This is a genomic window from Streptomyces sp. NEAU-YJ-81 (genome assembly GCF_017592595.1).
In the GTDB taxonomy this organism is placed as follows: domain Bacteria; phylum Actinomycetota; class Actinomycetes; order Streptomycetales; family Streptomycetaceae; genus Streptomyces; species Streptomyces hygroscopicus_B.
The window spans coordinates 312,450-330,992 of sequence record NZ_JAGFNO010000003.1 but is presented as its reverse complement, the minus strand read 5'-3'; the positions used below and the strand labels follow the sequence as shown (position 1 = coordinate 330,992).

The following is an 18,543-nucleotide window of genomic DNA, read 5'->3' as shown; positions in this document are numbered from 1 at the left end:
GGAGGTGTCAAAGGTGCTGTCGGGGACGGAGGCCGTCGTCGTGGCCGCGTCCGCGGTGCTGGTACTGGTGCTGTCGCTGTGCCTCACCTGGGTGGTCAGACTCCGTCGCGCGCTTGCTGACGCGCGTACGGCGACCGAGCGAGAACGAGCCGTTTCCGAACGGGAACGAGCCAATACCGCGCGCGAGCGCGCGCTGGCGGCCGAGCGCGGCGAAGAGGTCACGCGGCTGGCCGCCGTACAGACCGACCTGGACGAGGCCGCGCGCCGGGAGCGGCGGCTGCGCGACTCCGTCCAGGCGTCGTTCGAGTCCGTGGCCCGCAATATGCACGCCATGTCGATGGTGCAGCAGCAGGTCCTCGACGGCCTCGAGCAGCATGTCGAGGACGCGCGGCTGATGGGCGAGGTGATGAAGGCGGACCACGCCGCCGCCCAGATGACCCGCAAGGCCCAGACGCTGCTGGTGATGTGCGGGATCTGGCCCGCCCGGCGGGAGACCAGGCCGGTGTCGCTCTTCGACTGTGTGCGCGGCGCGCAGTCGCGCATCGTGGAGTTCGGCCGGGTGGACGTCCACGGCGGCCAGACCCTCTACGCGGTGGCACCCGCCGTGGAGGGCCTGATGCACGCGGTGGCCGAACTCCTGGAGAACGCCACGGTCTTCTCCCCCTCCCGCACCCAGGTCGCGGTCGCCGTCCGGGAGGTCGCGGCGGGCGCGGTCATCGAGATCGACGACGCGGGGCTCGGCATGCCGCCGGACGTGCTGGAAAAGGCCGTGGGCCAACTGCGGGACGGTCTGGACCTGGCCCAGCTCGGCGCCGTGCCGCGGCTGGGGCTCGCCTGTGTCGGGCGCTGGTCGCGGGAGCTGGGCTTCGGGGTGGAGCTGTCCACGGCCTCGGCGTACGGCGGTACCCGGGTGGTGGTCTTCGTACCGCACCGGCTGCTGACCGAGCCGGCGAGCACGGTCCGGGCGGCGGACCACAAGCCGGTGGTCGTGGAGCCGGTGACCGTCGGCACGGTGAGCCACGACGCGGGCGGTACCGGCCTCGGCCCGGCCGCCGTGGACCCGGCCGGGAGCGGCTCGTTCAACGGCCTGTCCGCGGACGACACCCCCGACGCGCCCGAGGCCCCCGCGCCGCTCGGCACCGGGCTGCCCCGGCGCCGCAACCGCCGCCGCCCGGCCTCCGGAACCGCCCTGGCCGACACGGCCACCGCCTCCGGCGCCCCGGCCCGCGCCGCGCCCACCCCGCGGGCCGGCGCCTCCTGGACGCCCGAGGCCGCCCGCGCCTCCATCACCAGCGTCGTCTCCGGCACCCGCCGCGGACGGGTGGAAGCGGAGGCGGAGGACAAGGCCGTACCACTGACGGAAGAAAAGAGTCCGGACCGAGAAGACCGAGAAGGAGGCCGGTAGTGGCCGGAACCATATCCAAATTGCCCGATGTTGGATGGATGCTGCGTCCGCTGACAGGGATCCCCGGGGTGCGGCATGCCGTCGTCGTCTCGGAGGACGGTCTGCGCATGGGCCACGACTCCGCCGAGGGGCTGTCCGGCGAGGTGTCCCGGCTCGGCGTGGACGAGGCCGAGTCGCTGGCCGCCGCCTGCGCCGCGCTGACGGTGACCAGCCAGTCCACCGTGTCGCTGCTGTTCGGCGAGGAGGCGGGGGTGCGGCAGCTGATGATCGAATCCGACAGCGGGTTCGTGCTGTTCACCTCGGCCGGTCAGGGCGCCTCGCTGGGGGTGGCCACCGACACCGAGACGGATGTCGGCCTGGTGGCCCAGCAGATGCAGTTACTGGTCGCGAAGATCGGTGCCCATCTGAGCAGTCAGCCGCGGGACCCGATGGGCCGCCCGGCGTCATGAGCTCGCCCGGCGAGGAACGCACGACGGCCGCGGTGCGCCCCTACGTGATCACACGGGGGCGCGCCGGTTCCTCACGGGAAGCTCTGCCGCTGGAAACGCTCGTCATGGCGTCCGGGAGCGCGCTGCCGCCGCATCTGCAGCCCGAGTACCGGCGGATCGCCGACCACTGCCAGGGGCTGCTGTCGGTGGCGGAGGTCGCCGCCCATCTCGGTCAGCCGCCGGCCGTGGTGCAGGTGCTGCTCGCGGATCTCATCGACTGGGGGCACATCGTGGCGCGTCCGCCGATCCGGGTGGTCAAGCGAAAACGTGCCGATTTGGACTTGCTGAGGAAGGTGCTCGATGGGCTTGAGAGCAAGCTCTGAGATCTCGATGGCCGGTACGGACGGCACAACGCAGACGAACCCCACGGCCCGCCAGGGCGACGCGGACCGCACGACCCGCACAGACCACACCAACGAGACAGGCGAGACGGACGAGACGGGCGATACGGACGACATGGACGACATGGACGACACCCCCGTCATGTACGTGCAGTCCAGCGTGGCCGGGGCCGCCAAGATCCTGGTGGTCGGCCCGATGGGCGTCGGCAAGACCACGCTGATCGGCACGGTGTCGGAGATCAAGCCGCTCTCCACCGAGGCGACGATGAGCCAGGCCGGGGCCCGGCTCGACACCAAGGTGCGGCCGTCGAAGACCACGACCACCGTCGCGCTGGACTTCGGGCGGATCACGCTGGGCGGCGAGCTGGTGCTCTATCTCTTCGGCACCCCCGGCCAGCAGCGATTCCTCCCCGCCTGGAAGGACCTGGCGCGCGGCGCGCTGGGCGCGCTCGCACTGGTCGACACCCGCGATCTGGAGGCGTCCTTCGACGCCATCGGGCATCTGGAGGACCTGGATGTGCCGTTCTCCGTCGCGGTCAACGCCTTCCCGGACAGCAAGCCGCACAGCGAGGACGATCTGCGCTCCGCGCTCGATCTGCTCCCGCACACCCCGCTGGTCATCTGTGACGCCCGTGAGCACCAGTCCTCGGTCAAGGCGCTGATCTCGCTCGTCTCGCATCTGATCGAGACGCTCACGGAGGCGTCATGACCGCCCCGGCCCCCACCCGGGTGCCGCTGTACGGAACCGCGCTCGACGGTCCGCTGACCGACCTGTACGAGCGGATGCGGCGCGACCACGGTCCGGTGGTCCCGGTGGAGATCGCGCCCCGGGTCGAGGCATGGCTGGTCATCGGCCACCGCGAGCTGCTCCATCTCACCCGCGACGAGCAGTACTTCTCCCATGACCCGCGCCGCTGGAGCCCGCTGCGCGAGGGCCGGGTGGCCGCCGACTCACCGCTGATGCCGCTGGTCGGCTGGCGCCCGGCGCTGCTGTTCGCCGACGGCGCGGCGCACCGCCGGATGCGCTCGGCGGTGGCCGACGCGCTGGGGCGGGTCAACGGCCATGAGCTGATCCGTACGGTGCGGGCCACCGCGGAGCGGCTGGTCGCCGGGTTCGCCGACCGGCACGCGGCGGATCTGGTGGAGAGCTACGCGCGTCTCCTGCCGCTGCAGGTCGTCACCGAACTGCTGGGGCTCGACGAGGAGAACGGGGCGCGGCTGGTCGAGACGCTCACCACGATCGTCGCCCCGACCGTGGCCGCCACCGGCGCCAACAAGCGGATGGGCCAGATCCTGCTGGAGCTGATCGCCGGGAAGAAGCGGCGGCCGGGCGCGGATCTGACGTCCTGGCTGCTGGAGCACCCCGTCGGGCTCAGCGACGAGGAGGTGCTGCACAACCTCGTGGTGATCATCGTCGCGGGGAACAACACCACCGTGAACTGGATCGCCTCCACGATCCAGATCCTGCTCACCGACCCCGCGTTCCGCTCCTCGCTGACCCACGGCCATCTCACCGTCGACGACGCCCTGGACCTGGTGCTGTGGCGCCAGCCGCCCACCCAGAACTTCCCCGGCCGCTACGCCACCCGTGATCTGCGCTTCGGCGGCCAGGACATCCGCACCGGGGACATGCTCATCCTGGGCCTCGCGGGCGCCAACGCCGATCCGGAGGTGCTGCCCGAGGACGGGCGGCCGGTGGTCGGCAACCGCTCGTACCTCGCCTTCGGCGCGGGCCCGCACACCTGCCCGGCGCGCGATCCGGCCCGGCTGATCACCCGTACCGCCGTGGACACCCTGCGCCACCGGCTGCCCGATATGGAGATCGCGGTGCCGGAGGAGCAGCTTCCGTGGATCACCTCGCCGTGGTCCAAGGGGCTGGCCAAGCTGCCGGTGCGGTTCTCCGCGCCGCAGCTCGCGGCCGACACCACGGGCCGGGCCTCCGACTCCACGAGCCGGGCCTCCGGCTCCACGGGCCGGACGTCCGCCCACTCCGCGGCCCGGTCCTCCGGCTCCACGGCTCCTCCGACCTCGCACTCCCCGGCTACGACCCCCGCCTCCCCGGCCCCCGACTCCCCCGCAGGAGACCGCAGATGACCGACGGCCGATGCCCCGTGTCGCACGCCGACCTCGCACCGCACCGCCTGGACCCCACCGGGGCACACCAGCACGCGGTCAACGAAGAGCTGCGCGCCCGCGGGGCCGCGGTCCCGGTCCTGCTGCCCGGTGACGTACCGGGATACGCCATCACCCGGCACGAGGAACTGAAGGACTTCGTCACCCACCCCGACGTGGCCAAGAACGCCTGCCACTTCGCCGCCCTGCAGCGGGACGAGCTCCCGCCGGGCTGGCCGATGCGGACCTTCGCCACCGTCCGGGGCATGATCACCGCGGACGGCGAGGACCACAAGCGGCTGCGGTCCCTGGTGACCCGGGCGTTCACCCCGCGCCGGGTGGAGGCGCTGCACCCGGTGGTCCACGAGCTGACCGGCACGCTGCTGGACCGGCTGGCCGGGGCCGCCGCCGCGGATCCGGACGGGGTGGCCGACCTGCGCCGCCACTTCGCGCTGCCGCTGCCGATGAGCGTGATCTGCCGGCTCCTGGGCGTCGACGACCAGTACCAGGACCGGCTGCACGAGCTGTCCAACGAGATCGTCTCCACCCACACGGCCCCGGAGCGGGTCCCGGCCGCCAACCGAGAGATGGTCGCGATCCTCGGCCAGGTGGCGGCGGCCCGGGCGAAGGACCCCGGCGACGATCTGACCAGCGCGCTGATAGCGGCCCGTGAGGAGGACGGCGACCGGCTCGCCGAGGAAGAGCTGATCGGCACCCTGATGCTGACGATCATCGCCGGACACGAGACCACGCTCAACCTGATCACCAACGCGGTGCGGGCGCTGTGCAACCACCGCGACCAGTTGGATCTTGTTCGCTCCGGTGCCGCGACCTGGGGCGATGTGGTCGAGGAGACGCTGCGGTACGACGGCCCGGTGAGCTACTTCCCGTTCCGCTACCCCACCAGGGACCTCCCGGTCGGGGACACGGTCATCCCCAAGGGCGCGCCCGTGCTCGTCTCGTACACCGCCGCCGGGCGCGACGAGCGGGCGTACGGCCCGGACGCGGGTCGCTTCGACGTCACCCGGGGCGCCCGCCATCTGTCCTTCGGCCACGGCGCCCACTTCTGCCTGGGCGCCCCGCTGGCCCGGATGGAGGCCGTGGTCGCCCTCGAGGCGCTCTTCACCCGCTTCCCCGGCCTCGATCTGGCCGTCCCGGACGAGGAGCTGGTCCCCCACCCCAGCTTCGTCGGCAACAGCCCGCAGCGGCTCCCCATCCGGCTCGGGGCGGCTCACAGCGCCTGAGCCGGTGCGCTGAGGGCAGCGTTGCCTCCGGGAAACGGAGGTGATGCGGTCGGGTAACAGGCACCCCGCACGCTTCCTGGCATGGAGTCGAACAGGGAGCCGGGGAGCCCGCAGCAGCGGCGGGTGGTGATCGTCGGCGGCGGGATGGCGGGCACGAGGCTGGCGCAGCAGCTAGTCGTGAGTGCCGGTGTGAGTGCGGGTGTGGGTACTGGCCCGGTCGCCCTCGACGTCACGATCATCGGCGAGGAGCCGCACCCCGCGTACAACCGGGTGCTGCTCGCCGAGGTCCTCGCCGGGCGGTACGCCCCGGAGGTCATCGCCCTCCCCGGCGCCCTCTCCGCCCCCGCCGCCGGGGCCGGGGTGCGGCGGCTCAGCGGGGTGCGGGTGGTCCGCGTCGACCGCCCCACGGCGGAGGTGCTGTGCGACGACGGCCGCCGCGTGCCGTACGACGCGCTGGTGCTGGCCACCGGCTCCAACCCGGTGCTGCCACCGCTGCGCGGCCTGTTCGAGCCGGACGGCCGCGACCTCCACGGCCTCCCGGAGGGCGTCCATGCCTTCCGCACCATGGACGACTGCCTGGCCCTCGGCGCGGCCGTACGACCCGGGACGCGGGCCGTCGTCATCGGCGGCGGACTCCTCGGCGTCTCCGCCGCCCGTGCGCTGGCCCAGCGAGGTGCCCAGGTGGTCCTGGCGCACCAGGGCGAACACCTGATGGAGCGCCAGCTGGACCCGGGCGCGTCACGGCTGCTGCGGCAGCATATGACGGCGCTGGGCGTGGAGGTGCACACCGAATGCCGGGTCCGGGGCCTGCGCACCCGCGTCGCGGGGCCGGGGGGCGGCGGGCGGGCGGCGCGGGCAGTCCGCGCCGTCGAACTGGCCGACGGATACGCCCTGGAGGCCGATCTGGTCGTGCTCGCGTGCGGGGTCCGGCCACGGGTCGGGCTGGCACGGGCAGCCGGACTGGAGGTGGCACACGGCATCGTCGTCGACGACGAGCTACGGACGAGTGACCCGTGGGTGTTCGCGATCGGCGACTGCGCGGAACACGACGGCGTCGTGTACGGCCTGGCGGGCCCCGCCCAGGAGCAAGCAGACGTCCTGGCGCGGTTGCTGGCCCCCACCTCGCCCCTTCCCGAAACAAGGGGGCTCCGCCCCCTTGACCCCCACCGGGGCACCGCCCCGGACCCCGCTCCTCAATCGCCGGAGGGGCTGGATTTTCGCTACACAGGCACCCGTGCCCTCACCCGCCTGACCCTCACCTCAGCGTCCGACCGCCCCCTCGACCTCGCTGCCTTCGGCAACCCCACCCCCGCCCCCGGCGACGACGTCATCCACCTCACCGACGCCACCCGCAACACGTACCGAAAAGTCGTGGTCCGCGGCGACCGTCTCCTCGGCGGCATCCTTCTCGGCGATCTCGGCACCGTCGGCGCGCTCGCCCGCGCCTGGGAGGGCGATGAGCCGCTCCCGGCCACCCCCCTGCTCCACCTGCTGACCAACGATGGAGGCTCCTGACGATGAGCGCACCGATCACGACGAGCACACCGAAGCCCGAGACCGCCGCCGCCCCCACCATCGTGCTGGTCGGCCACGGAATGGTCGGCCAGCGGTTTCTCGAAGCGCTCGTCGAGCGGAACGTCACCGAGATCGCCGCCCGCGTCGTCGTGTTCTGCGAGGAGCCCCGGCCCGCCTACGACCGCGTCCAGTTGACCTCGTACTTCTCCGGCCGCACCCCCGACGAACTCTCCCTCGTCGAGGACGGCTTCATGGCGCGGCACGGCATCGAGTTGCATCTCGGCGACCCGGCCGAGTCCATCGACCGCGCCGCCCGCACCGTGACCGCCCGCTCCGGGCTGACGGTGGCGTACGACACGCTCGTGCTGGCCACCGGCTCGTATCCGTTCGTCCCGCCCGTGCCCGGCAAGGACAGCGACGGCTGCTTCGTCTACCGCACCGTCGAGGATCTGCTCGCGATCGAGGAGTACGCCGAGCACCGCACCACCGGCGTCGTCGTGGGCGGGGGGCTGCTGGGCCTGGAGGCGGCGGGGGCGCTGAAGGGGCTCGGGCTGACCACGCACATCGTGGAGTTCAACCCGCGGCTGATGGCCATCCAGGTGGACGAGGGCGGTGGTGCCGCGCTGCGCCGCACGGTCGAGGACATGGGCCTGATCGTGCACACCGGCGTCGGCGGCAAGGAGATCACGGCGGACGACGACGGCGCGGTCACCGCCATGGCGCTGTCCGACGGCTCGTCCATCGACACCGACCTCGTCATCTTCTCGGCGGGCGTACGCCCCCGCGATCAGCTCGCCCGCGACTGCGGCCTGGAGGTCGGCGAGCGCGGCGGGATCGCGGTGGACGAGCGGTGCCGCACCAGCGATCCGGCGGTGTACGCGATCGGCGAATGCGCGCTGGCCGCCGACGGCCGGGTGTACGGGCTGGTCGCGCCGGGCTATGAGATGGCCGAGGTCGCGGCCGGCACCATCGCCGACCAAGCCACCGCGCGCTTCAGCGGCGCCGACACCTCCACCAAGCTCAAGCTCCTCGGCGTCGACGTGGCCAGCTTCGGCGATGCCCACGGCACCGCCGACGGCTGCCTGGACGTCGTCTACTCCGACTCCCGCACGGGCGTCTACAAGAAGCTGGTGGTCGGCGCCGACGGCACCCTCCTCGGTGGGGTGCTGGTCGGCGACGCCGAGGCGTACGGCATGCTGCGTCCGCTCACCGGCTCCGTACCGCCCGTCGCCCCCGAACAGCTCGTGCTCCCGGCGGGGCTGGGCGCGCCCGCCGCGCTCGGGCCGTCGGCGCTGCCGGACGAGGCGGTCGTCTGCAACTGCCACAACGTCACCAAGGGCGCGATCCGTTCGGCCGTCGCCGACCACCACTGCACCAGCGTCCCGGAGGTGAAGAAGTGCACCAAGGCGGGCACGGGCTGCGGCAGTTGCGTCAAGGCGCTCACCTCACTCGTCAACGACGAACTGGAGGCGAGCGGCGTCAGCGTCGACAAGGGGCTGTGCGGCTGCTTCGCGTACACCCGCGCCGAGCTGTACGAGATCGTCCGCACCCTGCGCATCACCAGCTACGCCCAGTTGCTGGACAGCCACGGCCGGGCCGAGGCCCGGCAGGGCGACGGCTGTGAGGTGTGCAAGCCCGCCGTCGGCTCGATCATCGCCTCGCTGGCCCCGACCCTGGGCGCGAGCGGCTATGTCCTGGACGGCGAGCAGGCAGCGCTGCAGGACACCAACGACCACTTCCTGGCGAATCTGCAGCGCAACGGGTCGTATTCGATCGTGCCCCGGATCCCCGGCGGGGAGATCACCCCGGAGAAGCTGATCGTGATCGGCGAGGTGGCCCGGGACTTCGGGCTCTATACGAAGATCACCGGCGGTCAGCGGATCGACCTCTTCGGCGCCCGGGTGGACCAGCTCCCCCTGATCTGGGCGCGGCTGGTGGACGCCGGATTCGAGTCGGGCCACGCGTACGGCAAGGCGCTGCGCACCGTGAAGTCGTGTGTGGGGCAGACCTGGTGCCGCTACGGAGTGCAGGACTCGGTCCGGATGGCCATCGACCTGGAGCTGCGCTACCGGGGGCTGCGCTCACCGCACAAGCTGAAGTCGGCCGTCTCGGGGTGTGCCCGCGAATGCGCGGAGGCACGCGGCAAGGACTTCGGCGTGATCGCCACCTCCACCGGCTGGAACCTGTACGTGGGCGGCAACGGCGGAGCCGATCCGCGCCACGCCGATCTGCTCGCCCAGGACCTGGACGACGAGGAGCTGATCCGGCTCATCGACCGGTTCCTGATGTTCTACATCCGCACCGCGGACCGTCTGGAGCGCACCTCGGCCTGGCTGGAGCGGATCGAGGGCGGCCTGGACCATGTGCGCGATGTGGTGGTCGACGACTCGCTGGGGCTGTGCGCCGAGCTGGAGGCGATGATGGCCGACCATGTGACCGGCTACCGCGACGAGTGGGCCGAGACCCTGGGCGACCCGGAACGGCTGCGGCGCTTCGTCTCCTTCGTCAACGCGCCCGACGCGCCGGACCCGACGGTGAAGTTCGTGCCCGAACGCGACCAGGTCAAGCCGGACCTGACGATCCTGTCCGGCCCCACCCTCCCCGTCCGTACTCTCGAAGGGACTGCCAGCCGATGACCATGGCACCCGAGCGGACCGCCGTCCGCGTGGAACTCCTCATCGACCAGCGGTGGTTCGCGGTCTGCGAGCTGACCGACCTCACCCCCGGGCGCGGCGTGGCCGCCCTGCTGCCGGACGGCACCCAGGTGGCGGTCTTCCTCGACCGGTCGGGACGCGCGTACGCGATCGCCAACCGCGACCCGTTCACCGGGGCGTACGTCCTCTCCCGGGGGCTGCTGGGCTCGGCGGGCGGACGGCCGTTCGCCGCCTCCCCGCTGCTGAAGCAGCGCTTCGACCTGGAGACGGGGCGGTGCCTGGACGACGAGACGGTCGCCGTCCAGGCTTACGCCACGCGCATCAGCGACGTGTGAAGTCAGTTGACGCAGTTGACGCGACTGTCAGCCCAGGTCGCGTGAGACCAGCATCCCGCACTGGACGGGGTCGCTCGCGCAGCCGGCCGTCCCCGCGGCGAACACGCCCTTCGTCCCTGGGACGCCCGCGATGCCGAGCACCGTGGACATCTCGCTGTGCTCGGTGACGTCGGCGGGCAACTCCTCGGTCGCCCACTCCGTACCGGTCCAGCGGGACAGCACGGAGTGGCGGTTGCCCGGGGTCCAGCCGCCGATCCACAGCCGCCCGGCGCCGTCCGCGCCCACGGCGTTCGCCTCGCCGACGGGGAGCGCGGGCAGCGACTCCCAGCGGCTGCCGGTCCAGTGGGTGGCCATGGTGGCCTTGGGCGTGTCCTCGTTGGTCTTGCCGACCACGTAGACCGAGTTACGGCCGGTGGCCACGGCGTGGCCGGCCGTCCAGCCGGTCGGGGACTCGGCGGGGGTGGGCACCTCGCGGACCGTCCAGCCGCTGCCGTTCCAGTGGTGGAGCAGCGGCTTTGTCACATCGCCGGTGACGGCGTCGGAAGTGACCCAGACATCGTCCGGGCCGGTGCCGGTGATGCTCGAGGGACGCACCTCCCCGCCGCCGGGTGCGGCGGGGAGGGACACCCTCTGCCACCCGGAACCGGTCCAGCGCTCCAGATAGGAGACCTCGGCGCCGCTCTCCGGATTCCAGTCGAAGCCGGTCAGCCAGGCCGACTTCTCACCGAACGTGGCGATGTCGAGGACGAAGCTCAGCGACCCCTCGGGGGCGGCGGCATGGTCGACCTTGTTCCACTTCTTCCCGTCCCAGTGCTGCAGCACGACCGAGGTGTTGTCGTCCAGCGTGCCGGCGGCCCAGGCGTCGTCGGGCGCGGAGGCGGCGATCTCCTGCAGCCACGTGGCCTTGCCGCCGGTGGCGGCGGCGGGCACATCCGTCCACGTGGTGCCGTTCCAGTGCCTGATCAGGGGGGTGGATCCGGCGGCGCCGTCCGTGTTCCGGCCCACGATCCACGCGTCCTTGGCACCGGTCGAGGCGACGTCCCAGAACTCCTTCGAAGCCGTCTCGCCCATCGGCGTCCGCAGCTTCCACGGGGTGGCGGCGCGGGCCGCCGGGTCCGACGCGGTGGTGGACGTGGCGGCGGGGACGGCGCCCGGCGCGGCGTTCGCCGGGGTGGCGTTCGCCGGGGTGCCGAGGGTGCCGAGCGCGACCGCGCACACGGCGACCGCCGTGCGCAGCCAGATCCGGCGGGTTCCGGGCCGTCCTGTGGTTCTGTCCATGACCTTCCTTCTGCTCGGGTGGGGTTCTCAGAAGGAAATGGCCGCGGCCCGGCCGTTCTTACAGCCCGCCCCGGCCAGTCATTCCGGGGTTTCCGGGGTCTTCAGTTGCCGGTCGGTCCACTCCGACCTGACGGTGGCGGTGTAGTTCACCACCGTGCCCGAGGTGAGCCCCGCCTTCGCGGCCTTCGCGTCCGGCTCGGTCAGGACCTCCTGCTCGGACAGCAGGGCCCCGGTCGCCGGGTCCACGATCAGCTCGGACCGTCCGGTCCCGTAGCCGGGCCGGTCGGACGCGGGCAGGGCGAAGCCGACGCCCTCGCGGCCCAGCGGATCGGTCACCTCGCCGAGCGCGCGGATGCCCGGCAGCCCCGCGATGACGCGGTACGCGGCGGCCCGTACCTCGGCCTTCACCGGCAGGCCGATCAGCCCGGCGGCCTGCCGCCACATCCACTCGGTGCGGCCGCGGACCTCGCTCCCGCCGTCCTCCCGGTACAGGTCCGACAGCACCTCCTTCAGCTTCGCGCTGTCGCCCGGGAGTTCCCGTAGGTCCTCGTAGGTCACATTGCGTGCGCCTAGGGCGGCGATCCGGTCGCCCGAGTTGATGCGGTCCACCGTCGGCCGCTTCCCGGCCCCGGTCTCGATCCGCAGACCGAGCCTGCCGCCCGATCCGGTGTCGGCGAGCGTCAGGTCCTTCGGCGAGCCGGCGGCCCGCCAGCGCGCCGTATCGCGCTCGGTACGGGGCTTGGTGGTGGCGTCGAGCCCCATGACGTTGAGGCTTTCCGTGCCGGGCCGTACCCCGAAGGACCGCTGCTGCTTCTCGGAGGAGGACACCGCGAAGGTCTCCCCGGACGCGTCGACGACGCCGATCCAGCCCGACCGGGTGGTCACCTGCCAGTAGGTGCCCTCGTCCGCCGCCGTCCGGTCCAGCCGGTCGGCGACGTGTTGCAGCGCCAGACGGCCGTTGGCCGGGATGTGCCGGGCGCCGTCCGTCGTGGGGCCGACGGACGCCCGGGAGCCCTCGGCGCCCGAGCCGCCCTGAGGGAGGGTGGCGACGAGCACTCCGGCGGCAGCCGCTGTCGCCGCGACGGGCAGCGCCCAGCGCCAGGTGAACATCCGGGGGGACCGGCGGAGTTCCGACGCCTCGGCTGTGCCGGCCGTACCGGCCGTACCGGCCAGGATGGTCTCCAGGTCGCGGCGGGCGCGTGCGGAACCGGCCAGGTGGTCCGGATCGAGTTCCGGGGGCCGCGCGTCCGCCAGGGTCTTCATCACATCGTGCCGCTTGCGTGCCATCTCAGGTCTCCTTCACTGTCACGTTCGCGCGAGGGGCGCGAGGGCGGGGGCGAGGGTCAAGGTCGGGCTCGGGGCCGGGGCCAGGGCCGGGGCCGGGGTCCGGGGAGGGTCCGACCGCGTCCACGGCCCGCTCCAGCCGCCGTCTGGCCCGGTGCAGCCGCACCGCGAACGTGGCGCTGGAACAGCCAAGGACGCGCGCGGCCTCTCGCGGGCCGAGCCCGTGCCAGGCGACCAGCGTCAGCAGCTCGCGGTCGGCGGCGGACAGCCCCGCCAGCGCCTGCAGTGCCACCGCGCGCTCGGTCACCCCCGCGGCCACGTCCTCGACCTGGGCGCCGGAGGTCATGACGCGCTGAGCCTCCTGGGCGGCCAGGGCGTACTGCCTGCCGTCTCTGCGCCGCAGCTCGCGGGTCAGATTGCGGGCCACGCCGAGCAGCCACGGCAGCGGCGGCGTCGGGATGTCCCGCATCCGCCGCCAGGCGACCGTGAAGGTCTCGCTGGTGATGTCCTCACCGACCTGCCGACCCACCAGGCTGGCCGCGTAGGCCAGCACACGGGGGTGGCACTCCTCGTAAAGGTCCCGAAAGCGTTGGGCGTCGGTCACGCCGTCTCCTCATCTCGGCTCTCTCACCATGCAGTGGTCGAGCGCCGCGCTTTCTTACACCCGGGGAGAGGAAAGTTTGGGCGGCGAGGTGCCTACACGCTGGAGCGGGGTCACCGGCCAAGTGGTGCGGGGGCACCGGCCAAGTGGTGCGGGGCCAACGGCCAAGCAGACGACGGCGCCCAGCCGGCCGAACGGCGCCAACGACCACGCGGACCACGGCGCCCAGCCGAGCGCGCGGGGCCAACGGCCAGACAGACGAGGACGCACGGCCGGTGCAGCGGGTCAACGACCAGGCAGACGACGGCCCTCAGCCGGTCGCTTGGGGCCAACGGCCGGGCGGACGAGGGCGGTCAGCCGGGCGCGCGGGACCAACAGCCAGGCAGACCACGACCTCAGCCGGTCGAACGGGACCACCGACCACGCGGACCACGGCGCCCAGCCAGTCGAGCAGGCGGCCCCGCCGAGGGGGAAGCCGCCCAGCACGGTGGTGTGACGGCGGCGGAGGCCGGCCCCGCGGCGCTGCGTAAGCTCAGAAGCTTATGGGGACGTCCCTCTCTCGTCTCTTCACGTCCGATCCGGTTTTCCGGAAGACTTCTGCAAGGTTCCGAGGGTGCGCCCCGGAAAGTGAGAGGCGGGGGTGGCTCCCGTCAACCGAGGAGGCGGAATGGCTACGGAGAGCAGGGGCACCGAGGGCGGCGCCCGGCCCAAGGTGACGATCACGGCCATCGCGCAGGAGGCCGGGGTGTCGGTGCCCACGGTCTCCCGGGTGGTCAACGGCCGTTCGGATGTCTCGCCCGAGACCCGGGCCCGGGTCGAGGACCTGCTGCGGGTCCACGGCTACCGCCGCCGCCAGCGCGTGCCCGGCGACCGCGCCGCCCTGGTGGACCTGGTCTTCAACGACCTGGACAGCCCCTGGGCGGTGGAGATCATCCGCGGCGTGGAGGAGGTCGCCCACCAGGACGGGGTGGGCACGGTGGTCTCGGCCATCCACGACCGCGCGGGCTCGGCCCGGCAGTGGCTGAAGAACCTGCGGGCCCGCGCCTCGGACGGGGTGATCCTGGTCACGTCCGTGCTGGAGCCGGTGGTCCACGAGGAGCTGCGGCGGCTGAACGTGCCGATCGTGGTCGTCGACCCGGCCGGCTCCCCGGCGCTGGACGCGCCCACCGTGGGGGCGACCAACTGGGCGGGCGGCATGGCCGCCACCGAACATCTGCTGAGCCTTGGCCACCGCCGGATCGGTCTGATCGCCGGTCCGCCGCGGCTGCTGTGCAGCCGCGCCCGGCTGGACGGCCACCGTGCGGCGCTGGAGGCGGCGGGCGTGCCGTTCGATCCGGCGCTGGTGGCGCAGGGCGACTTCTACCACGAGTCCGGTTTCCACGGCTGCGACCAGCTGATGTCCGGGCCCACCCCGCCGACCGCCATCTTCGCCTCCAGCGACCAGATGGCCCTGGGTGCGATCGAGGCTCTGCGGCGTCGGGGGCTACGGGTTCCGGAGGATGTGAGCATCGTCGGCTTCGATGACCTGCCCGAGGTGCGGTGGTCGGCGCCGCCGTTGACGACGGTCCGCCAACCGCTGGCGGATATGGGGAAGTTGGCTGCCCGTACGGTGTTGCGGCAGGCGCGGGGGGAGGAGATCGAGTCGCCCAGGGTGGAGCTGGCCACGCAGTTGGTTGTCCGCTCCAGCACCGCGCCACCGGCCGAGGGCTGATTCCCCACCCCGCCCCTTCCCGAACGGGGGCTGCGCCCCCGCCCCCGCCGGGGCTCCGCCCCGGACCCCGGTCCTCAAGCGCCGGACGGGCTGGATTTTCCAGCCCGTCCGGCGCTCGAGGACACGCCCGAAGGGCGCTCAAGAGTGCGGCCCCCGGCGGGGTCCGGGGGTGTCCCCCGGTTCGGGAAGGGGCGGGGTGGGGAACAAAGCCGCCCGCCGCCAGAACCCTTGACACCGCATCAGCACCCCCATACCTTCCACGCAACCGCTTCCGAGAATTATCGGGCTACTTCCGGAAGGCACACGATGCGCATACCTCGGTCAAGATCATGGTCAAGGTCAAGGTCCACCCTTCGTGCGTCCACCCTGGCGGCGGCCCTGCTGCTGACCGGGACGGCACTCGCCGGCTGCGGGAGCGGCGGGCCCGGGGGTTCGGATGGCGGGTCCCTCGACGTCTGGGTCTACCAGGACGCCTCGACCAAGGTGCAGCGCGAGGTCGTCAAGCGGTTCAATAAGACCTCCGACATCAAGGCGAAGCTCACCCAGGTGCCCGGTGAGGGCTACTCGGACAAGATGCGCACCTCCATGGGCACACCCAACGCACCGGATGTCTTCTTCAACTGGGGCGGCGGCAGCATCAGCGACTTCGTCAAGAAGGACATGCTGCTCGGCCTCGACCCGGCCATGGCCAAGGACCCGGAGCTGAAGAAGGCGTTCATCCCCACGATCCTCGACGCGGGCGCGATCGACGGGAAGCACTACGGCATCCCCATGCGCGGGATGCAGCCGGTGATTCTCTTCTACAACAAGGACGTCTTCACCGACGCTGGGGCCCGGCCACCGAAGTCCTGGGACGATCTGCTGAAGCTCATCGATACCTTCAAGGGCGCGGGCGTCACCCCGTTCGCGCTGGCCGGCACCGATCCCTGGACCGAGCTGATGTGGGTGGAGTACCTGGTGGACCGCTACGGCGGGGCCGGGGTGTTCCAGAAGATCCAGAGCCAGGGCATGGCGGCGTGGGACGACCCGGCGGTGCTCAAGGCCGCGCAGACGATCAAGGATCTGGTGGACCGGGGCGCGTTCGGCAAGAACTACAAGTCGGTCAACTACACCGCCGACGGGGCCTCCACGCTCTTCGCCAAGGGCAAGGCGGCCATGCATCTGATGGGTAGCTGGGAGTACGCCAACCAGAAGGCCAATCAGCCCGCGTTCGCCACGTCGGGGCTGGGCTGGACCACCTTCCCGGCGGTCCCCGGTGGCAGCGGTGACCCCAAGAGCGTCGTCGGCAACCCGACCAACTACTGGTCGATCAACGCCAAGGTCAAGGGCGACAAGCAGAAGGCCGCGCTCGAATTCGTGAAGTTCGCGGCCCGGCAGGACTACTCCGGCGACCTCATCGCCAACGGGGACGTGCCCGCCACCTCCGACGCCACCTCCCTGCTCGGGAAGCACGAGAACCCCGACTACGCGCGGTTCCAGTACGACCTGGTCAAGCAGGCCCCCGACTTCACGCTCTCCTGGGACCAGGCGCTGCCCGCCAAGTACACCCCGCCGCTGCACACCACCGTGCAGAAGCTGTTCAACGGGCAGCTCAGCCCGGCCGACTTCGTCGACGCCCTGAAGGGCATGTGATGGCGGACGCCGCGACGCGCGAGCGGCGCCCGGCACCCGAGCGCCGCCGGAGCGTCGGCCGGTCGCAGGTCGGCCGGCCGGGGGTCGGCCGGCCCGGCGTCGTCTGGGCCCTGCCCGGGGCGCTGTTCTTCGTCTTCTTCGCGGTGGCGCCGATGGTCCTGGTCGGCGCCCTCGCCTTCACCGACTGGGACGGCATCGGCACCCCGAGCTGGACCGGGATGAGCAACTGGTCCCGGCTGTGGGACGACCCGGAAACCCATCAGGCCATCTGGCTCAGCCTGGTGCTGACCGTGCTGACCTGGGTCTTCCAGACCCCGCTCGCCCTGCTGCTGGGCGTATGGGCGGCCGGGCGGCAGCGCAACCGGGCCGTACTGTCGGCGATCTTCTTCCTGCCGCTGCTGGGCTCCTCCGTCGCGCTCGCGCTGGTCTGGAAGTCGCTGCTGGACCCCAACTTCGGCCTGATCGCCGACATCGGGCCCGCCCTGGGCTTCGCGGACGGCGATCTGCTCGGCAGCTCCAAGGGCGCCTTCGGGGCGGTCCTCTTCGTCACCGCCTGGCAGTTCATCCCGCTGCACACACTGATCTACCAGGGCGGCGCCCGCGCCATCCCCCGCTCGCTCTACGACGCGGCCGCGATCGACGGCGCCGGGACCGTACGGCAGTTCTTCTCGATCACCCTGCCCCAGTTGCGCAACACCATCGTCACCTCCTCGGTGATCATGGTGGTGGGCGCGCTGACCTTCTTCGACACCGTCCTGATCCTCACCAAGGGCGGGCCGGGCACGGACACCACGATCGTGCCGTATCTGATGTACAAGAACGGCTTCCAGGCGTTCGACCTCGGCTACGCCAGCGCGGTCGCCACCATCCTCGTCGTCGTCGCCACCACCGTCTCGCTGCTGCTGGTGCGGCTCACCGGCTTCGCCGCGATGCGCAGCACCCGGGAGGGGATGTGACCGACGTCCTGCCCGGCCACCCGAACCGCTCACCGAACCACCCCCCGGACGGCGTCCGTACGCCGAACAAGACCCCGGCGGCCCCTGGCCCCCGCTTCCGCCGCCGGGGTCTGTCCCGCCGCCCGCGCCTTGTCGCACGCGGCTCCCGGACCCCCAATTACCCTGCCGGGCTCGGCTCCCTGATCTGGCTCGGCATCGTCGGACTGCCGCTGTACGTCCTGGTGGCCGCCACCTTCCAGACCCGCGACGGCTATATCGACGACGGGCCGCTGGCCCTGCCCGACCACCCCACGCTCGCCAACTACCGGCGGGTGCTGGGCTCCGACTTCCTCTCCTACCTCCTCAACACCGCGCTGGTCACGGCGGTATGCGCGGCGATCGTGATCACGCTGTCGGTGACCGTCGGCTACACCGTCGTGCGCGCCCGCGGCCGGGCCTCCCGCCGGATCTTCCAGATCTTCCTGCTGGGGCTGGCGATCCCCTCCCAGGCGGTGGTGATCCCGGTCTATCTGGTCATCACCAAGCTCCATCTGTACGACACCCTGCTCGCGGTGATCCTGCCGACGGCCGCCTTCTCCCTCCCGGTCAGCGTGCTGATCCTGGTCGGCACGATGCGCGATATCGACGAGGAGCTGTACGAGTCGATGGCGCTGGACGGGGCGAGCCCGACCCGGGTGCTGCTCCAGCTCGTCGTGCCGCTGTCGCGGTCCGGGATCTCCACGGTCGGGGTGATGTCGGCCCTGCACGCCTGGAACGGCTTCCTCTTCCCGCTGCTGCTCACCCAGTCCAAGAGCAACCGGCTGCTGACCCTGGGGCTGTACGACTACGTGGGCGAGTTCCGGGTGGACACCCCGGCGCTGCTCACCGCCGTGGTGCTCTCCATCCTCCCGATCTTCCTCGTCTATCTCGTCGCCCGCCGTCAGCTGATCAACGGACTGATGGGCATGGGCGGCAAATAGGCCGCCTCCGGCGGCAGGCAAGCCGTTC

16 protein-coding genes are annotated in these 18,543 nt (G+C 72.0%); 13 read left to right on the top strand and 3 right to left on the bottom strand.

Features of this window, described 5'->3' with window-relative positions; all coding sequences use genetic code 11:
• Nucleotides 1-13: 13 nt before the first annotated feature.
• The 9 genes from J5X86_RS09870 (at nucleotide 14) to nirD (ending at nucleotide 10,094) form a co-directional block, all read left to right on the top strand.
• Entirely contained in the window at nucleotides 14-1,405 is a 1,392-nt protein-coding gene (locus J5X86_RS09870) for an ATP-binding protein (protein WP_208516351.1), read from the top strand.
• Nucleotides 1,405-1,854: a roadblock/LC7 domain-containing protein gene (locus tag J5X86_RS09865; protein ID WP_078641264.1), complete on the top strand. Its 450-nt coding sequence runs from the start codon at nucleotides 1,405-1,407 to the stop codon at nucleotides 1,852-1,854. Before J5X86_RS09870 ends, J5X86_RS09865 begins: the two co-directional genes overlap by 1 nt.
• Complete coding sequence (locus J5X86_RS09860) at nucleotides 1,851-2,216, top strand: DUF742 domain-containing protein (RefSeq protein WP_119988110.1); 366 nt, start codon at nucleotides 1,851-1,853, stop codon at nucleotides 2,214-2,216. Before J5X86_RS09865 ends, J5X86_RS09860 begins: the two co-directional genes overlap by 4 nt.
• A complete protein-coding gene (locus J5X86_RS09855; RefSeq protein ID WP_243979948.1) occupies nucleotides 2,200-2,943 on the top strand; it encodes an ATP/GTP-binding protein in 744 nt (247 codons plus the stop codon). The genes J5X86_RS09860 and J5X86_RS09855 overlap by 17 nt, the downstream gene beginning before the upstream one ends.
• On the top strand, nucleotides 2,940-4,328 hold the full coding sequence (locus J5X86_RS09850; protein ID WP_208516350.1) for a cytochrome P450: 1,389 nt from the start codon (nucleotides 2,940-2,942) through the stop codon (nucleotides 4,326-4,328). The genes J5X86_RS09855 and J5X86_RS09850 overlap by 4 nt, the downstream gene beginning before the upstream one ends.
• Nucleotides 4,325-5,590, top strand: a complete 1,266-nt coding sequence (locus J5X86_RS09845) for a cytochrome P450 (protein ID WP_208516349.1) — start codon at nucleotides 4,325-4,327, stop codon at nucleotides 5,588-5,590. The genes J5X86_RS09850 and J5X86_RS09845 overlap by 4 nt, the downstream gene beginning before the upstream one ends.
• A gap of 81 nt (nucleotides 5,591-5,671) precedes the next feature.
• Entirely contained in the window at nucleotides 5,672-7,105 is a 1,434-nt protein-coding gene (locus J5X86_RS09840) for an NAD(P)/FAD-dependent oxidoreductase (protein WP_208516348.1), read from the top strand.
• Between the two features lie 2 nt (nucleotides 7,106-7,107).
• The gene (gene nirB, locus J5X86_RS09835) at nucleotides 7,108-9,741 is read left to right on the top strand and encodes a nitrite reductase large subunit NirB (protein ID WP_208516347.1); all 2,634 of its coding nucleotides are present in this window, start codon (nucleotides 7,108-7,110) and stop codon (nucleotides 9,739-9,741) included.
• Nucleotides 9,738-10,094: a nitrite reductase small subunit NirD gene (nirD, locus tag J5X86_RS09830; RefSeq protein WP_208516346.1), complete on the top strand. Its 357-nt coding sequence runs from the start codon at nucleotides 9,738-9,740 to the stop codon at nucleotides 10,092-10,094. Before nirB ends, nirD begins: the two co-directional genes overlap by 4 nt.
• Before the next feature lie 27 nt (nucleotides 10,095-10,121).
• Here the strand turns inward: nirD and J5X86_RS09825 are convergent, their stop codons facing one another.
• From J5X86_RS09825 to J5X86_RS09815, 3 genes are all read right to left on the bottom strand, one after another.
• The gene (locus J5X86_RS09825) at nucleotides 10,122-11,372 is read right to left on the bottom strand and encodes a hypothetical protein (protein WP_243979947.1); all 1,251 of its coding nucleotides are present in this window, start codon (nucleotides 11,370-11,372) and stop codon (nucleotides 10,122-10,124) included.
• A 78-nt stretch (nucleotides 11,373-11,450) separates the two neighbouring features.
• Nucleotides 11,451-12,659, bottom strand: a complete 1,209-nt coding sequence (locus J5X86_RS09820; RefSeq protein WP_208516345.1) for a CU044_5270 family protein — start codon at nucleotides 12,657-12,659, stop codon at nucleotides 11,451-11,453.
• 1 nt (nucleotide 12,660) lies between these two features.
• Entirely contained in the window at nucleotides 12,661-13,260 is a 600-nt protein-coding gene (locus J5X86_RS09815) for an RNA polymerase sigma factor (RefSeq protein ID WP_208516344.1), read from the bottom strand.
• Between the two features lie 664 nt (nucleotides 13,261-13,924).
• Here J5X86_RS09815 and J5X86_RS09810 point away from each other — a divergent pair.
• The 4 genes from J5X86_RS09810 to J5X86_RS09795 all read left to right on the top strand — a co-directional run bounded on the left by J5X86_RS09810 (nucleotide 13,925) and on the right by J5X86_RS09795 (nucleotide 18,515).
• Complete coding sequence (locus J5X86_RS09810) at nucleotides 13,925-14,968, top strand: LacI family DNA-binding transcriptional regulator (RefSeq protein WP_208516343.1); 1,044 nt, start codon at nucleotides 13,925-13,927, stop codon at nucleotides 14,966-14,968.
• A gap of 306 nt (nucleotides 14,969-15,274) precedes the next feature.
• Nucleotides 15,275-16,600: an extracellular solute-binding protein gene (locus J5X86_RS09805; protein WP_208516342.1), complete on the top strand. Its 1,326-nt coding sequence runs from the start codon at nucleotides 15,275-15,277 to the stop codon at nucleotides 16,598-16,600.
• Nucleotides 16,600-17,556, top strand: a complete 957-nt coding sequence (locus tag J5X86_RS09800; RefSeq protein ID WP_208516341.1) for a carbohydrate ABC transporter permease — start codon at nucleotides 16,600-16,602, stop codon at nucleotides 17,554-17,556. The genes J5X86_RS09805 and J5X86_RS09800 overlap by 1 nt, the downstream gene beginning before the upstream one ends.
• 110 nt (nucleotides 17,557-17,666) lie before the next feature.
• Nucleotides 17,667-18,515 (top strand): carbohydrate ABC transporter permease, encoded by an 849-nt coding sequence (locus tag J5X86_RS09795; RefSeq protein WP_208516563.1) that lies wholly within the window; start codon nucleotides 17,667-17,669, stop codon nucleotides 18,513-18,515.
• The last annotated feature ends 28 nt before the right edge of the window (nucleotides 18,516-18,543 follow it).

Excerpts from the sequence above, each read along its gene's own strand:
- J5X86_RS09860 (WP_119988110.1), top strand. The coding sequence starts at position 1,851 with ATGAGCTCGCCCGGCGAGGAACGCACGACGGCCGCGGTGCGCCCCTAC.
- J5X86_RS09850 (WP_208516350.1), top strand. The coding sequence starts at position 2,940 with ATGACCGCCCCGGCCCCCACCCGGGTGCCGCTGTACGGAACCGCGCTC.
- J5X86_RS09845 (WP_208516349.1), top strand. The coding sequence starts at position 4,325 with ATGACCGACGGCCGATGCCCCGTGTCGCACGCCGACCTCGCACCGCAC.
- J5X86_RS09840 (WP_208516348.1), top strand. The coding sequence starts at position 5,672 with ATGGAGTCGAACAGGGAGCCGGGGAGCCCGCAGCAGCGGCGGGTGGTG.
- nirB (WP_208516347.1), top strand. The coding sequence starts at position 7,108 with ATGAGCGCACCGATCACGACGAGCACACCGAAGCCCGAGACCGCCGCC.
- nirD (WP_208516346.1), top strand. The coding sequence starts at position 9,738 with ATGACCATGGCACCCGAGCGGACCGCCGTCCGCGTGGAACTCCTCATC.
- J5X86_RS09825 (WP_243979947.1), bottom strand. The coding sequence starts at position 11,372 with ATGGACAGAACCACAGGACGGCCCGGAACCCGCCGGATCTGGCTGCGC.
- J5X86_RS09820 (WP_208516345.1), bottom strand. The coding sequence starts at position 12,659 with ATGGCACGCAAGCGGCACGATGTGATGAAGACCCTGGCGGACGCGCGG.
- J5X86_RS09810 (WP_208516343.1), top strand. The coding sequence starts at position 13,925 with ATGGCTACGGAGAGCAGGGGCACCGAGGGCGGCGCCCGGCCCAAGGTG.
- J5X86_RS09805 (WP_208516342.1), top strand. The coding sequence starts at position 15,275 with ATGCGCATACCTCGGTCAAGATCATGGTCAAGGTCAAGGTCCACCCTT.
- J5X86_RS09800 (WP_208516341.1), top strand. The coding sequence starts at position 16,600 with ATGGCGGACGCCGCGACGCGCGAGCGGCGCCCGGCACCCGAGCGCCGC.